Origin of the sequence: Gryllotalpicola koreensis (genome assembly GCF_039538185.1) — a bacterium.
In the GTDB taxonomy this organism is placed as follows: domain Bacteria; phylum Actinomycetota; class Actinomycetes; order Actinomycetales; family Microbacteriaceae; genus Gryllotalpicola; species Gryllotalpicola koreensis.
Genome location: NZ_BAABBW010000008.1, coordinates 21,846 through 36,199 on the forward strand (window position 1 = coordinate 21,846; position 14,354 = coordinate 36,199).

At 70.5% G+C, this 14,354-nt stretch carries 14 protein-coding genes and 1 pseudogene; 6 read left to right on the plus strand and 9 right to left on the minus strand.

Going from position 1 to position 14,354, the window contains the following annotated elements; translation table 11 throughout:
- Window positions 1-4: 4 nt before the first annotated feature.
- Both ABD708_RS19060 and ABD708_RS19065 read right to left on the minus strand, forming a co-directional pair.
- On the minus strand, window positions 5-886 hold the full coding sequence (locus tag ABD708_RS19060) for a fructosamine kinase family protein (RefSeq protein ID WP_344757464.1): 882 nt from the start codon (window positions 884-886) through the stop codon (window positions 5-7).
- Window positions 883-1,473, minus strand: coding sequence for a CG0192-related protein (locus ABD708_RS19065; protein WP_344757466.1), 591 nt, complete (start codon window positions 1,471-1,473; stop codon window positions 883-885). The genes ABD708_RS19060 and ABD708_RS19065 overlap by 4 nt, the downstream gene beginning before the upstream one ends.
- A gap of 221 nt (window positions 1,474-1,694) precedes the next feature.
- Here ABD708_RS19065 and ABD708_RS19070 point away from each other — a divergent pair, with 221 nt between their 5' ends.
- The gene (locus ABD708_RS19070; RefSeq protein ID WP_344757468.1) at window positions 1,695-2,234 is read left to right on the plus strand and encodes an RNA polymerase sigma factor; all 540 of its coding nucleotides are present in this window, start codon (window positions 1,695-1,697) and stop codon (window positions 2,232-2,234) included.
- Complete coding sequence (locus ABD708_RS19510; RefSeq protein WP_425553332.1) at window positions 2,212-2,997, plus strand: hypothetical protein; 786 nt, start codon at window positions 2,212-2,214, stop codon at window positions 2,995-2,997. Before ABD708_RS19070 ends, ABD708_RS19510 begins: the two co-directional genes overlap by 23 nt.
- On the opposite strand, the pseudogene ABD708_RS19080 reads toward ABD708_RS19510, so the two are convergent.
- The 7 genes and pseudogenes from ABD708_RS19080 to ABD708_RS19110 all read right to left on the minus strand — a co-directional run.
- Window positions 2,997-3,140, minus strand: a pseudogene (locus tag ABD708_RS19080) (aldo/keto reductase); the annotation flags it as partial. The gene ABD708_RS19510 and the pseudogene ABD708_RS19080 overlap by 1 nt on opposite strands.
- Before the next feature lie 17 nt (window positions 3,141-3,157).
- Entirely contained in the window at window positions 3,158-3,496 is a 339-nt protein-coding gene (locus ABD708_RS19085; protein ID WP_344757472.1) for a DUF7882 family protein, read from the minus strand.
- 105 nt (window positions 3,497-3,601) lie between these two features.
- Window positions 3,602-4,534, minus strand: a complete 933-nt coding sequence (locus ABD708_RS19090) for a helix-turn-helix transcriptional regulator (protein ID WP_344757474.1) — start codon at window positions 4,532-4,534, stop codon at window positions 3,602-3,604.
- Window positions 4,531-4,701, minus strand: coding sequence for a hypothetical protein (locus tag ABD708_RS19095; protein ID WP_344757477.1), 171 nt, complete (start codon window positions 4,699-4,701; stop codon window positions 4,531-4,533). Before ABD708_RS19095 ends, ABD708_RS19090 begins: the two co-directional genes overlap by 4 nt.
- A 195-nt stretch (window positions 4,702-4,896) precedes the next feature.
- Window positions 4,897-5,106: a cold-shock protein gene (locus ABD708_RS19100; RefSeq protein ID WP_344757479.1), complete on the minus strand. Its 210-nt coding sequence runs from the start codon at window positions 5,104-5,106 to the stop codon at window positions 4,897-4,899.
- Window positions 5,107-5,500: 394 nt separating this feature from the next.
- On the minus strand, window positions 5,501-6,619 hold the full coding sequence (locus tag ABD708_RS19105) for a fatty acid desaturase family protein (protein WP_344757481.1): 1,119 nt from the start codon (window positions 6,617-6,619) through the stop codon (window positions 5,501-5,503).
- A gap of 131 nt (window positions 6,620-6,750) precedes the next feature.
- Window positions 6,751-7,245, minus strand: a complete 495-nt coding sequence (locus tag ABD708_RS19110; RefSeq protein WP_344757483.1) for a universal stress protein — start codon at window positions 7,243-7,245, stop codon at window positions 6,751-6,753.
- Between the two features lie 90 nt (window positions 7,246-7,335).
- Between ABD708_RS19110 and ABD708_RS19115 the strand changes: the two genes are divergently transcribed.
- The 4 genes from ABD708_RS19115 (at window position 7,336) to yczR (ending at window position 14,313) form a co-directional block, all read left to right on the plus strand.
- Window positions 7,336-10,053 (plus strand): cation-translocating P-type ATPase, encoded by a 2,718-nt coding sequence (locus tag ABD708_RS19115; protein WP_344757485.1) that lies wholly within the window; start codon window positions 7,336-7,338, stop codon window positions 10,051-10,053.
- Complete coding sequence (locus tag ABD708_RS19120; RefSeq protein ID WP_344757487.1) at window positions 10,050-11,180, plus strand: S1C family serine protease; 1,131 nt, start codon at window positions 10,050-10,052, stop codon at window positions 11,178-11,180. The genes ABD708_RS19115 and ABD708_RS19120 overlap by 4 nt, the downstream gene beginning before the upstream one ends.
- Window positions 11,181-11,325: 145 nt before the next feature.
- Complete coding sequence (locus tag ABD708_RS19125) at window positions 11,326-12,408, plus strand: YihY/virulence factor BrkB family protein (RefSeq protein ID WP_344757489.1); 1,083 nt, start codon at window positions 11,326-11,328, stop codon at window positions 12,406-12,408.
- A gap of 465 nt (window positions 12,409-12,873) precedes the next feature.
- The gene (gene yczR, locus ABD708_RS19130; RefSeq protein WP_344757491.1) at window positions 12,874-14,313 is read left to right on the plus strand and encodes a MocR-like transcription factor YczR; all 1,440 of its coding nucleotides are present in this window, start codon (window positions 12,874-12,876) and stop codon (window positions 14,311-14,313) included.
- The last annotated feature ends 41 nt before the right edge of the window (window positions 14,314-14,354 follow it).

Genomic DNA, 14,354 nt, shown 5'->3' on the forward strand with positions numbered 1-14,354 from the left:
CCGGCTATGCGTACTGCCGGACCACCGCGCGCAGCTCGGCGATGCGCTCCGGGTTGCCGGGGAACGCGGTGCCGAAGGTCGCGATCATGGACAGCAGCTCGCGCAGGTTCAGGATGCGCGCCTGCTCGCGCCAGCCGGGGTGAAGCGGCCGCAGCTCCTGATAGGCGGCGAAGAAGCTCTCGGGCACGACGGGACCCGCGAGCAGCATCATGGCGACGTCGATCTCGGCCCAGGCGTAGCTCACCGCGGGGTCGATGAAGACGGGTTCCCCGGCATCGCCTGCGAGCAGGTTGTTCCGCCACAGGTCACCGTGCGTGAGGACGGCACCCGTGTCGGGGATGAGCTCGGGCAGCCGCGCGCAGAGGCGCTCGAGGCCCGCGCGGTCGCCCGCGTCGAGCGCCGCCTCGGCGCCCGGCTTGTCGAGGAAGCTGAGGATGCGCTTCTCGGCGAAGAAGCGGTGGCCGTCGGCATCCCACCCGTTGCGCTGCCGGAACTGGCCGAGCCAGCCGTCGTGCGCCCAGCCGAACCGTTCGCTGCGCACCGCGTGCAGGCGGGCGACGGCGTGCCCCGCGTTGGCCCAGAACCCGGCGTCGTCGGGCGGCAGCCCACCGGTGCCGACCGCCTCGAGCACGAGCGTGCGCGGTGAGAACGCGATGACGCGCGGAGTCGCGAGGCCGCCGAGCTCGGAGAGGGCGGTGAGGCCTTCCGCCTCGAGCTCGCTGAGGTCGGGCTGATCGGCGCGCGCGAGCTTGACCACGACCTCGCTCCCGTCGTCGAGCTCGCACCAGAACACGGCGTTGGCGCTGCCGCCCGTGACGGGCCGCGCGCTGCGCACGATGAGCCCGTCGGGCAGGAACTCGGCGGTGAGGGTTGTGGTGTCGGTCACGCGGGGCGCACCATCGCGAGAACGACCGGCTCCTCTTGCCCGGGCCAGGTCCCTCGGAGGGTGCTTCGAGACACGGCATCCGTCGACCCATCGAGCACGCGCACGACCTCGATCCCGAGCTGTGCGAGCTCGGGCACCGCGGCACCCGGCTCGCCGTCGCCGCGCACCTGCGCAGTGGACGGCACGGGCACCGGCCCGTCCGGCCCGTCGCGATGCTGCTCGACCTCGGTGCCGCCCTGCAGCACGGCCTTCGCGAGCTCGCTCAGGTAGACCGGGTCGCCGAGCGCGTCGTAAACCCAGCGGGTGCCGAGCACGGAGTGCTCCATCGTGCCGATCAGCCACGCTTGGGCCCCGGCGAGCGGCGCGCCGCGGTAGGTCAGCGGCACCTGCAGCGGCGGCGCGCCCGGCACGCGCACGATCAGCGTCTCGACGCCGACCTCGCCCTCGGGGTCGTCGAAGCGGAACGCGCCGATGCGCTCGGGCTCGACCGGTTCGGCGCCGGCGGGGAACCACGGCTGGCGCGGCAGCCACGTGGTCAGCAGCTCGGTCTTCGTCGGCGTGAGCGCCGCGTTGTGGATGAGGGCCATGGCTCGACGGTACCGGGTTGGACGAAAGTGCTGCGAAGTCGCAGCTCGGGTCGTCTGTGCTGAACGGCGGGGACCCGAAGGCACCCCTCGGGTGCAGTGCGGCCGGGCCCTCCGAGACAGCCTGGGTTGCGGCATCCGTTCTCCCCATCGATTCTTGGCGTGATGCAACGGATGCCGGCCCTGGTCCGTTCTTCTTGTGGACGTGCGGGAACGGAGGACGCGTGGGCATCGGCTTCGAGTGGCCCGACGAGGAGTACACCTCGTTGCTCGCCGAGCACGGCGAGCGGCTCGCGCGGCTCGCGTTCCTGCTGACCGGGAATCGCGCGGACGCCGAGGACGCCGTGCAGGATGCCGTGATCTCGGTCGCGCGCAACTGGCAGGCCATGTCGAAGCAGTCGCCGGCGGGCTATCTGCGCACGGCGGTCACGCGCCGCGCGATCGACATCGTGCGCAGGCGGCGGCACCTGCCGCTCGACGAGGTGCTCGATCTCGGGCGGCCCGACGCGGGCTACCTGCGCCTTGAGGGCGACATCGAGTTCACCCGCATGCTGCAGGAGCTGCCCGAGAGACAGCGCGCGGTGCTGGTGCTGCGCTACCACCAGCAGCTCGATGACCGCGAGATCGCGCGGGTGCTCGGCTGCACGCAGGCGACGGTGCGCTCGCAGGCGTCCCGCGGACTCGCGAAGCTGCGCGAGAAGACCGACGCGGGCGACCGCGCAATGCAGGGAGGTGAGCTGAATGGGTCCGGAAGAACGGCTTGAAGCGCTCAGGGACGACGCGCGCTGGCAGCCCGTCAGGCTGTACCCGGAGCACGGGCGGATGCCTGTGCCGGCGCGCGCTCAGCCGTGGCGCGTGCTCGTCGGCGCCGCCGTCGTGATCGCGGCTGTGGCCGTCGTGTTCGGCGGGATCTCGGCCTTCCGGGGGTTCGGGAACGCGGCCGGACCTCTGAAGATCGACGCGGGCGCGCCGGTCGTGACGTCCGCACCGCCGGCCACGGCGTCCATCCCGAGCTCGGGGCTGCTGGCGAAGGCGAAGCTGCCGTCCGGGGCGATCGCCGGCACGCAGGCGTCGCCGGGCTTGCCGTTCGACAACGACGGCAGCGTGTGCGGCACGGTCTCGACCGACGCGCGTTTCTGGACCGTCGCGGACCTGAGCGTCGACGACGCGCTGAGTTGGCTGACGCAGAACCCGCCGAGCGGCATGCCGGTGCGCGCCGGCATCTGGCAGGTCGGTTCTGATACCGTGACGAATGGCGGCTATGTGCTCGATGCCGCCGGTGAGAACGCCGGGCAGGCGTTGTTGTTCACCGTGGCGACGATCCAGAATTTCGGCGTCGCGATCCGCGTCGATGCCCTTGATCTACGGCAGGGAACGCGATGCCTCGTCAACAATCTGAACGAGCGCGACCCAGGGCCCCAGCCGACCGCGGCCGCGGCCGCGGAGCTGCAGGCGAAGCTGAAGGCCGCGAGCGAGGCGGCCGCCGCGGCCGAGCAGGCCCAGCAGCAGGGCGCCGCCTCGCACTAGTCGAAGAAGTTGATGCCCTGCTCGCGCGCGTCGTCCATGATCGTGTGCGCGTCGGCCCCGCCGATCTGCGGGCCGAAGTTCATCGTGCCGAGCACGATGCGGGAGACGGTGAGTCCTGAGCGTCCGAGATGCGTATATTTCACGCTCTCAAGCCTTGTCCCTATGGCGCCGCAGGGGAACCCGCCGCTTTGAGATAGGCCTCGGCCTCCGCCTCGGGCATGACGGTCATTCCGCGGATGCCGTGGGCCGAACGTGCCATCGCATCGACCCAGACCTTGTTGAGCTGGGGCGGCTTCGAGCCGTTGAAGACGAACACCAACGGGACCTCTGGGGAGATCCAGAGGCTCATGCGGCCGGACCCCCTCTCCGCCGGAATCACCCAGTTCAGCAGGAACGACTCACGCACGCGGAGCTTGGATGTCATTGCGATCTTGAGATGGGCGAGCGTGCGCTCGTCGAATTCGTAGCCCTCGTCGGAGCCGTAGATGAGTCGTGCCACTTTCTCAGTGGAGCGGATGCGCGGGCATCCGGTCCAATTCGCGCGATGTGGATGTCCGGATGGCGCAGCCGCTGTCCGCTCCACGCACCCGGCGCGCGACGGCACTCAGCCCCGCAGGGTGTCGCCCGGGTTCTCCCCGAAGCGCGCGCGGTACTGCGCGGCGAAGCGCCCGACGTTGGCGAACGCCCAGTGCCGCGCGACATCGGCGACACGCGTGTCCTCGTCGGCTTCGAGCAGCTCCTCGCGCGCGGCCTCGAGGCGCACCTGCCGCAGATAGCCCATCGGCGTGGTCTCGAACTCGCGCTGGAACCCGAGCTGCAGCGCGCGCACGGACAGGCGAGCCGCCTCCGCGATATCGGCGACGGTCACCGCCCGATCGGCGCTGTCTTCGATGAACGCCTGTGCCCGGCGGATCGCCGCCGATGTGGAGAGTTCAGATGCCCGGACCGAAGCCGCCACCTCGATGGGGAACGCGGCGAGCGCGCTGGCGACCACCGCGTCGAGCGTCGCCGTGCGGATCGCGTCGTTGGCGAAGACATCCCGAACCTGGAGCACGCTGTTCCACGCGTAGTTGACCGTGCGCAGCCAGTGCGCGCGCATCGCCGGGCTGGTCGGCTCATGCCGGTCGAAGCGCAGCCTGACGCGGTCGACGCCCAGGTGCCGCGCCGCCGAGTGCGCGAGCACGTCGGTGTCGACGTTGATCATCAGCACGTCGAGCCGCTCCGAGGTCGAGCTGCCCGGGCCCGGTGTGAAGAGGAAGGGCTGCGAGGAGTCGACGCGGTGATCGTTCGACTCGACGGCGTAGCGGCCCGCGATCCGCACCCCGAAGGCGGCCACGTTGTCGAACTCGACCGCGATGTCCATCTGCGAGTTGAGTTTGAAGCGCGTGAAGTTGATGCCGTCGGCGCCGCGGGCGAGGTGCTCGTAGTGGAAGTGGCCGCCGGTGGAATCGCGCAACTCGGCGCGCGGGTACACGCGGCGCGCGATCTGCTCCGCCTCGCCGATGTCGTCGCTCTGGAATGCCTCGTCGATGATCATGACGACGATGTGTCGTCGTCGCTGTCGCCCTCGCCGCCGGCGTCGTCACCGTCATCGGCCTCGTAGACGAGGTCGCAGCTCGGGCAGTACAGCGAGTGGCCGCGCACGACCAGGGTGGTTCCGCAAATCGGGCAGACGTCTCGGGTATCGGCGTCCGATCGAGTCATGGCGGTGACCCCCTGTTCTTTTGTCTTTCCGGTCAAGCCAATCGCACTCGACCGTACGCAGCTCGCGAGACGCAAGAAATCCCTTGACCTCCACCCCCTCGGCGCTCTATAGGGCACCGCACACATCTGGGATGCCGCGCACGCAAACGGGTGATCGGCGGGGCTGACCCCGCCGATCACCCGTTGTGCCGCGAGTCAGCCCTGAACGGGGCGGATGTTCGCCGCCTGGGGGCCCTTCTGGCCGCGCTCGGTCTCGAATTCGACCTTCTGCCCCTCTTCGAGGTTGCGGAAGCCGCTGCCCGAGATGGCGGAAAAGTGAGCGAAAACGTCGGCCGAGCCGTCGTCGGGGGAGATGAAGCCGTAGCCCTTCTCCGAGTTGAACCATTTGACGGTGCCGGTGGCCATGTCGTCGTCTTTCTTTCGTGTTCCCGGACGGCTGTTGCTGTCCGGCGTTCCGCGGCGGCGGCGCCGGCGCGGACGTAGGGGGACGTGCAGCGCGGTGCTCAGCGGAGCATCGCGCGCGTCGTCAGTGAGAGCCTGGCATGCGAGCGCAAGCGTGGGGAAGACCCCGCGCGAAGTCGCGTGCGCATCGCGTAACAGAAAACCGTCGGCGACTTCGGTGACGAAGCCGGCGAAATCGCCGAAGACCGTGGCGACGTGGACGTCGTCCGCGGCCTGGCGCCAAAGTGGTTCGGCTGGGGCGAAGGTGTTCGGTGAAGCAGAGAGGTGAATCAGAATTCGTTTCGTGAGCCGCGGTCTCGGCCGACGATGGCCGCGTTCCGCGGGAAGTTCGTGGGGGCTATGCGCCCCGGTACTGTGCGATGACGGGGCAGGCGAACGGATCCCGTGCCTGCAGCCCGACCTTGTTGAGATAGGCGATGACGATGGCGTATGACTGCGCCAGTGTCGTCTCAGTGTACGGGACTCCGGCCTGGGCGCAGTGCTCGCGCACGATGAGACGTGCTTTGGCGAGTCGCGGCCGGGCCATGCTCGGGAAGAGATGGTGCTCGACCTGGTAGTTGAGGCCGCCGAAGAGAGCGGTCGCCCACCACCCGCCCGCGACGTTGCGGGAGGTGCGCACCTGCTTCGAGAAGAAGTCGAGCTTGACGGATGCCGGGATGATCGGCATGCCCTTGTGGTTGGGGGCGAACGAGGCGCCCATGTAGATGCCGAAGACGGCGAGCTGCACACCGAGGAACGCGCCGGCGATGCCGGGCGGCAGGAACCAGAACAGCAGGCCGAGGTAGATCCCGAAGCGCGCCGCGATGAGTGCGATCTCGGTCGCGCGGTGCTTCACGGGCTCCGGGCGCCCGAGCAGCTTGAACGACGTCCAGTGCAGGTTGAGGCCCTCGAGGCTGAGCAGCGGGAAGAACAGGTATCCCTGCCGGCGGGTGATCCATGCGAGCAGGCCGGTCTGGCGCGCGGCATCCTCTTCGGTGAACGAGATCGTGTCGAACGCGATGTCGGGGTCCTTGCCGAGCTGGTTCGGGTTCGCATGATGCCTGCTGTGCTTGTTCTGCCACCACGCGTAGCTCATGCCGATCACGAAGGTGCCGAGGATGCGGCCGACCCAGTCGTTCGCCGAGCCGGACACGAGGATCTGCTTGTGCGCCGCCTCGTGGGCGAGGAAGGCGAACTGGGTGAGGATCAGGCCGAGCACTCCGGCGAGGATCAGCTGGAACCAGCTATGGCCCATCAGCACCATGCCGACGATGTCTGCTGCCGTCGCCGCCAGCAGACCGATCGCGAGCAGCAGGTAGAACCCCCGTGCCCGTCGCAGCAGCCCCTCGGCCTTCACGGCGCGCGAGACGGCCGTGTACGAGGCTGTGACATCGACGCTGTCGCCCTTCGGCGACGTAGACCGGATTGCGCCGAGGCGGCCTTCGAGCAGTGCGGCGGCGGAGGTGGGTGCGGCCATTCGGCCCCCGTTCGTTCGGCGGCCCAGCCGGGCCGTGGACACAAACGGCAAGGCGCCGATCGCTACGCCCAAAACTACCGAGGGACTGCCGGTCGAAACCGGCAGTCCCCTGGCAATCCGCGGCTGCGGTGCTAGCGGCTGAGCGCCAGCTCCTCGCGGATCGCGGTGTCAGCGGCCAGCCCGATCGCGGACGGGCGCCACACCATCACGGGACAGAGCGCGCGCTGCGCGACGCGCGTGCTGACGGAGCCCAGGAACAGCGCCCGGGCCATTCCCGCACCCGTGCTTCCGGTCAGCACCATGTAGGCGCGGCGGCTCGCCTCGATCAGGATGTCGGCGGCGTCGCCGTAGGCGGCCTCGGTGATGACCTCGACGCCCGCGGGCACCTCGACCTTCGCCATCGACGTCTTCAGGATCTCCAGCGCGTCGGCCTCCGGGTTCCAGTGCACCGGCGGCCCGGGGACGAAGCCCTGGCCGACCGGCCAGTTCCAGGCGGCGATCACGCGCACTCGCGCGTCGAGGGCCTCGGCGATCTGCAGGCTCTCGCGCAACGCGCCGAGGGCCTCGGGCGAGCCGTCGATGCCGACGACAAGCTCGCGCTTCACGGTGGTGTGCTCGTTCATCATTTCCTCACTGTCTGGCCTGGCTAGTTGCCATGCATCTTGTATCTGAGATGAGTCTAGCGCATCGAGGCTGTGCGAACCATACTGATTTCCATGGACCTCGATCGAACGATCCAGACCAGTGAGCCGTGGGCGTCGCCCGCCGAAGCCGTGCTCGCCGAGCTGGGTGGCTCGCATGAGGGGCTGACCGCGGCCGAGGCATCCGATCGCCTCCAACGCCACGGCCGCAATGTGCTCACGCCGCCGAAGCCGGCGCCGTGGTGGAAGCGCGTGCTGCTGCAGTTCAAGGACGTGCTGATCTACGTGCTGCTCGCCTCTGCGCTGCTGAAGGCGATCATCGGCGACTGGGTCGACTTCGCGGTGATCCTGGCCGTCGCGGTCATCAACGCCGTGATCGGCCTCGTGCAGGAGGGTCGCGCGGAGCAGGCGCTCAACGCGATCCGCGGCATGCTCTCGACGCAGGCGCACGTGATGCGCGCGGGCGTCTGGATCGAGGCGGATGCCGCGCAGCTCGTGCCCGGCGACGTGGTGCGCGTGCGCGCAGGGGACCGCGTGCCCGCCGACCTCCGGCTGCTCGACGCCGCGAACCTGCAGGTCGACGAGTCCGCGCTCACGGGCGAGGCCGAGCCGTCGACGAAGTTCGTCGATCCCGTCGCGCCCACGGCCGAGCTCGGCGACCGCACCTCGATGATGTTCTCCGGCACGCTGGTCGCCGCAGGCACGGGTCGCGGCGTGGTCGTCGCGACGGGCGGGAACACCGAGATCGGGCACATCCAGACCCTGGTGAGCGAGGTCGAGACCGTCGAGACGCCGCTTGCGATCGCGCTCGCCCGCTTCGGCCGGCTGATCGCCTGGACGATCGTCGCGATGACGGTCGTGATGACGGCGATCGGATTCTTCGTGCACGGCTTCGGCCTGCAGGAGATCGTCTCGGCGGCCATCGGCTTCGCGGTCGCCGCGATCCCGGAGGGCCTGCCGGCCCTCGTCACCATCACCCTCGCGCTCGGCGTGCAGCAGATGGCCAGGCGGAACGCGATCACGCGTCGCCTGCCCGCCGTCGAGGCGCTCGGCTCGGTGACCGTGATCTGCTCCGACAAGACGGGCACGCTGACCAAGAACGAGATGACCGCGCGGGCCGTGCGCACGGCCGCCCGCGAATACGAGGTCGACGGCACCGGGTATGCGCCGGTGGGCGCGGTCACGCGCGATGGGGCGGCGGCTCCGGCGGCCGAGAACGCGGACCTGCGGGCGCTCGCCGAGGCGGTGGCGGTGTGCAACGACGCACGCGTGGTGGGGTCGGCCGGCAGTTGGAGCATCATCGGCGCACCCACCGAGGGCGCGCTCGCAGTGCTCGGCCTCAAGGCGGGCGTCGATGCGGCGGAGTGGCGGCGCGAGGCCGAGGTTCCGTTCGACTCCGAGACCAAGTACATGGCGGTTCTCGCGCGGAACGCCTCGGGTGAGGCATCCGTCTTTCTCAAGGGCGCGCCCGACCGCGTGCTGCCGCGCGCCGCGACGCAGACGCAGCCCGACGGCTCGTCCGCGCCGATCGATCTGGAGCACTGGCAGCGTCAGATCAGCGAGCTGGGGCAGCGCGGGCTGCGCGTGCTGGCGGCGGCGCGCCGGGTGCCGGATGCCGGGCAGAGCACCCTCTCGCACGACGACCTCGCCGGCGGCTTCGAGTTCATCGGCGTCGTCGGCATCGTCGACCCGCCGCGCCCCGAGGCGATCGAGGCGATCGCGACGAGCCATCGCGCGGGAGTCGCCGTGAAGATGATCACGGGCGACCACCCCGACACGGCGCTGTCGATCGCCCGCGAGATGGGCATCACGTCTGGGGCCGCCGAACCTCGCGTGCTGACCGGCGCCGAGCTCGAGGCGATGAGTGACGACGAGCTGCGGGTCATGGCCGGATCGGTCGACGTGTACGCGCGCACGAGCCCCGAGCACAAGATCCGCATCGTCTCGGCGCTGCAGCACGAGGGCGAGGTCGTCGCGATGACGGGCGACGGGGTGAACGACGCACCGGCGCTGACGCAGGCCGACGTCGGCGTGGCAATGGGGCTGAAGGGCACCGAGGCGACCAAGGAAGCCGCCGACCTCGTGCTCACCGACGACAACTTCGCGACCATCGAGCGGGCCGTGGAAGAGGGGCGGCGGATCTACTCGAACATCCGCAAGTCGATCCTGTTCCTGCTGCCGACGAACGGCGCGCAGGCGCTCGTCATCCTCATCGCGGTGCTCGTCGGCGCGACACAGCTGCCGCTCGAGCCGGTGCAGGTCCTGTGGATCAACATGGCGACCTCGGTCACCCTGTCGCTCGCCCTCGCGGGAGCGGGCGCGGAGCCCGGGCTCATGGACCAGCTGCCGCGCGGAAAGAACGCGCCCCTGCTCGACGCCCGCATGGGCGTGCGCATCGGGGTCGTCTCGCTGCTCATCGGCGCCGCGACCCTGTTCACCTTCTACTTCGAGATCGGCTACGGCGAGAACCTGCGGCAGTCGCAGACCACGGCGGTCACGACGCTCGCGCTCAGCCAGCTCGCCTACCTGTTCAGCTGCCGCTTCCTGGACCGCTCGAGCGTCACGCCGGCGGTGTTCCGCGGCAACCGGGTCATCTACATCTCGGCCGCGGCGCTCGTCGTGCTGCAGCTCGCCTTCGTGTACCTGCCGTTCATGAACGACTGGTTCAGCTCGGATGCGATCGATTGGCACCAGTGGGTGCTGTCGGCGGCGCTCGCCGTGGTGATCTTCTTCCTCGCGGAGCTGAACAAGGCGTTGACCAGGCGGATCGGGGAGAGAAAGGTGCGCAGATGAGCGAGCGGATGCCAGGGCCGGGGGAGCCTGTCGAGCAGAGCGCTCCGCCGCCGGCCAGGAATCCGATCTCCCGCGCTCTGCGCTGGACGCTGATCGGGACCGTCGTCGCCGCGCTGGTGCTGGGGGCCGCCGGCGGCGCGGCTACGGCGCTCGCGCTGCACAAGACGGAGGCCGTGAGCGTCAACACCTCGAGCGACGTGGTCTGCGACGCGGCGCACATCGCGCGCACCGTGCTGCCCTCTGTCGTCACCGTCTCGACGGTGAGCGCCGCGGGCGCCAGCGGCGTCGGCAGCGGCGAGGTGATCCGCAAGGACGGCTACATCGTCACGAACAACCACGTCATCTCCTCCGCCGTGGACGGCGGCCAGATCACGGTCACCTTCTCGAACGGCAACACCGTGCCCGCCGAGCTGACGGGCCGCGACCCGCGTTCCGACCTCGCGGTGCTCAAGGTGAATGAGAACGGGAACCTGCCGGTGATCCCGTTCGCCGACTCCGACCGCGCCATCGTGGGGCAGCCCGTCGTGGCACTCGGCGCGCCCCTTGGGCTCTCGAGCACGGTGACCACGGGCATCGTGAGCGCCCTCGATCGCAACGTGCCCGTGCCGAGTGACGGGGGCACGACGACGGTGCTGCAGGGGGCGATCCAGACCGACGCGTCGATCAACCCGGGCAACTCGGGCGGTGCGCTCGTCGACTGCCGGGGGCGTCTGATCGGCGTGAACACGGCGATCGCGACCGTGCCGAACGCGGCCGGCCAGGCCGGCGGCGGAAGCGTCGGCATCGGCTTCGCGGTGCCGTCGAACCTGACCGCCCATGTGGCCGGGCAGATCATCAAGGGCGACCCGATCGGCTACGCGTATCTCGGGCTGCAGGCCGTGCCGGCGCGCACGCAGGCGGGGCACGCGGTCGGCCTGTTCGTGCAGTCCGTGACGGCGAGTGGGCCGGCCGAGGCCGCCGGACTGCAGCTCGGCGACCTCATCACGGACATCGACGGCACGGCTGCGACGGATCTGTCCGCGCTGAACCACGTCGTGCTCACCAAGCAGCCGGGTGACGAAGTCTCGATCGGCTATGTGCGCGACGGGGCGCGGCACACGACGACGCTCACGCTGGGGAAGCAGTAGCGGCGCGCTCTGGCCGCGCGTGCGCTGCTGCGATCCGCAGTGCGCTGCTCGGATCCGGGCAGCGCACTGCGGATCCGAGCAGCGCAACCGACGCGAAGGCAGCGGCTGAGGCATCCGTCGCGCCCGCCCCGGGTACCGGACCGGCATGTCACGCACGCCGTCCGCCTGGCCCTACGCGGCGCGCCGCGCGCTCCACGTGCTGATCGTCGAGCGCGTCGTCGACATCGCGGGCACGCTCGCGTTCTTCAGCGTGCTGTCGCTGTTCCCCGCCCTGCTGGCGGTGTTCGGCATCTTCGGGCTGGCCGGGCAGGGGCGGCACACGGCGCGCGCCCTGCTCGACGTCGCAGAGCAGGTGGCGCCGAATGACCTCGTGACCCCGTTGCGCTCGACGATCGAGCATCTTGCGGGAGTGGGCGGCGCAGGCGCGGGCATCGGAACCGTGGTGGCCCTCGTCGTCGCGCTCTGGACGGCGTCGCGCTACGTCTACGCCTTCAGCGGCGCCCTCAACCGCATCTACGGCGTGCAGGAGGGACGGCCCTACTGGAAGTACCGCCTTGTGCAGCTCGCCATCACCCTCGCCGTGGTGGTGCTCGTCGCGATCGTGCTGTTCGTGCTGCTGTTCTCCGGCCCGGTGTTCGGCCCGCACGGCATCGCCAGTCTCGGCGATGCCGCTGCCGCAGTGTGGGCGGTCGCACGCTGGGTGATCGCGGCCGCGGCGATGCTCGTGATCATCGTGCTGCTCTACTGGGGCACGCCGAACGTCCGGCAGCCGCGCCTCAGGTGGATGACCGCCGGCGGCATCACGGCACTCGTGCTGATGGCCGCGGCATCCGCCGCCTTCGCGCTCTACGTCTCCCGCTTCTCATCGTTCCACCGCGAGTACGGCGCGCTCGCCGGCCTCATCGTGTTCCTCGTCTGGCTGTGGCTGATGAACCTCATGCTGCTGTTCGGCGCGGGGCTCGACGTCGAGCTCGAGCGGGTGCGCGAGCTGCGCGGCGGCGAAGATGCCACGCGGGACCTGCGCCTGCCGCTGCGCGACGACCGCCGCATCGCGCGCCTGCGCCGCCGCGACAACGAGCTGGCGGCGCAGGCGGTGCGGTTCCTACCGACGCGGTACGGAGCTGCGGACGGCGGGCAGCACCCCGTCGAGGGCGCGCGAGACGCGCACGGTCGAGGTGATCACGCGGGTGCGGCCGCCGACCTGGTCGACGATCGTCGTCACCCGTAGCGTGCGGCAGTCCGTGGGCGCCGGAAGCAGGAAGCGCCGCACGCCGCGCCCGTCGACCGCCCCGAGCAACTCGGCGCCCGAGAGCCGGCTGCGGTGCGACATCGCCGTGCGGCGCACGTGCGGCTCGATGAGCAGCCGGGTGAGAACGGATGCCTGCCGCACGCGTGCCGTCACCATGACCGGGCTGTCGTTCTGGTTGTCGACCTCGATCTCTGCGTAGAGCGTCGTCGCGCCCTCTGCGGCGAGGCGCATGGTGCGCACGCGCACGAGCGCGTCGCCGAAGACGTCGCCGTCGCGCAGGCCGACCCGGAACAGTGCGGCGATCGTGCCGAGGGAGAGAACGGTGCAGATGATGAAGCCAATAAGGTTGCTCATGGTGGTGCCTTGGGTTGAGTGGACTGAACATCTAGAGCCAATCGTGCAATTGGCTCGCGCTCAAGATGCCGCATGCGATAAATTGGCCACATGACACGAGGCCGAATCGGTGCGCGGGCGCTGCGCGATCAACTGGGCGACTGGCGCGGCGACGCGCCCGCCTACGAGTCCCTCTCGGATCGGGTGCGGCTGCTGCTGCTCGACGGGCGCATCTCCTCCGGCATCCGTCTGCCTGCCGAGCGCGAGCTCGCCGAAGCGCTCGGCCTGAGCCGCACGACGGTCGCCGCCGCGTACCGCTCGCTGCGCGAGGCCGGCTTTGCCTCGAGTCTGCAGGGCTCGGGAACGACGACGCAGCTGCCGCACTCCCGCCCCGGCGCCCCGGCTGTCGGCGGCACCCTGATCGGATTCACGCACGCGTCGCTGCCCGCCACGAAGCTGCTGTCGACCGTGCTCGACGACGAGCTGCTCGACGACTACCGCGGGCACTTCGACACGATCGGCTACGACGGCGTCGGCCAGCCCGGGCTGCGCCAGGCGATCGCCGACTGGTATGGCCGCCGCGGCGTGCCGACCGACCCCGAGCAGATCGTCGTGACGACAGGCTCGCAGAACGCGATCGCCCTCGCAGCGAAGGCACTCGTGAGCCGCGGCGACCGGGTGTGGGCAGAGAGCCCGTCGTACCCGAACGCCTACGACGCGCTGCGCGACGCGGGCGCGCGGCTGATCACGACCCCGGTCACCGTCGAAGACGGCTGGGACATGGCGGCCCTCGAAGCCGCGTTCCAGCGCTCGGCGCCGACCGCCGCCTACGTGATCCCCGACTTCCAGAACCCGACGGGGCGCTCGATGTCGGTGCGCGACCGTGAGCGCTTCCTCGAAGCCGCCGCGGGCGCGGGCACGGTCGTCATCGCCGACGAGGTGACGAGCGAGATGGACATCGACCGGCACGCGGTGCTGCCCTCCCTCGGCGCGCTCGCCGACGCCCACGGCGCCGAGGTGGTGCTGATCGGCTCGGCCAGCAAGCAGATCTGGGGCGGGCTGCGCATCGGCTGGCTGCGCGCCACGCCCCAGCTCGCGCGCCGCATCGCGGCAGAGCGCGGCTCGACCGACCTCGCCGTGCCCGTCTTCGAGCAGCTCGTCGTCGAGCGCCTGCTGCCCCGCTCCGCGGAGATCGTCGAGGAGCGCCGCGAGCAGCTGCGCGCCGGGCGCGAGGCAGCGCGCGCCGCGATCGCCGAGCTGCTGCCCGACTGGGCCTTCCCGGCCCGGCTCGAGGGCGGCCTCGCCGCCTGGGTGAACCTGGGCGCGCCGGTCAGCTCGCAGCTCGCCCTCGCCGCGCACGCACGCGGCCTGCTCGTCGCCGCCGGCCCGCGCTTCGGGGTGGACGGTGCCTTCGAGCGCAACCTGCGCATCCCGATCGCCGCGGACCCCGAGGACCTGCGCAGAGGCCTCGAGGTGATCGCCGAGCTGTGGCCGGCTGTGAACCGCTTCGCGCGCCCCGACTTCGAGAGCTACGCGGGCACGGTCGCGTAGCGCCTGCCCGGTCGTCACGTTTGCGCGCTTCGTGGCGGCGA

Excerpts from the sequence above, each read along its gene's own strand:
- ABD708_RS19125 (WP_344757489.1), top strand. The coding sequence starts at position 11,326 with ATGTCACGCACGCCGTCCGCCTGGCCCTACGCGGCGCGCCGCGCGCTC.
- ABD708_RS19115 (WP_344757485.1), top strand. The coding sequence starts at position 7,336 with ATGGACCTCGATCGAACGATCCAGACCAGTGAGCCGTGGGCGTCGCCC.
- ABD708_RS19510 (WP_425553332.1), top strand. The coding sequence starts at position 2,212 with ATGGGTCCGGAAGAACGGCTTGAAGCGCTCAGGGACGACGCGCGCTGG.
- ABD708_RS19110 (WP_344757483.1), bottom strand. The coding sequence starts at position 7,245 with ATGATGAACGAGCACACCACCGTGAAGCGCGAGCTTGTCGTCGGCATC.
- ABD708_RS19105 (WP_344757481.1), bottom strand. The coding sequence starts at position 6,619 with ATGGCCGCACCCACCTCCGCCGCCGCACTGCTCGAAGGCCGCCTCGGC.
- ABD708_RS19120 (WP_344757487.1), top strand. The coding sequence starts at position 10,050 with ATGAGCGAGCGGATGCCAGGGCCGGGGGAGCCTGTCGAGCAGAGCGCT.
- yczR (WP_344757491.1), top strand. The coding sequence starts at position 12,874 with ATGACACGAGGCCGAATCGGTGCGCGGGCGCTGCGCGATCAACTGGGC.
- ABD708_RS19090 (WP_344757474.1), bottom strand. The coding sequence starts at position 4,534 with ATGATCATCGACGAGGCATTCCAGAGCGACGACATCGGCGAGGCGGAG.
- ABD708_RS19100 (WP_344757479.1), bottom strand. The coding sequence starts at position 5,106 with ATGGCCACCGGCACCGTCAAATGGTTCAACTCGGAGAAGGGCTACGGC.
- ABD708_RS19095 (WP_344757477.1), bottom strand. The coding sequence starts at position 4,701 with ATGACTCGATCGGACGCCGATACCCGAGACGTCTGCCCGATTTGCGGA.
- ABD708_RS19065 (WP_344757466.1), bottom strand. The coding sequence starts at position 1,473 with ATGGCCCTCATCCACAACGCGGCGCTCACGCCGACGAAGACCGAGCTG.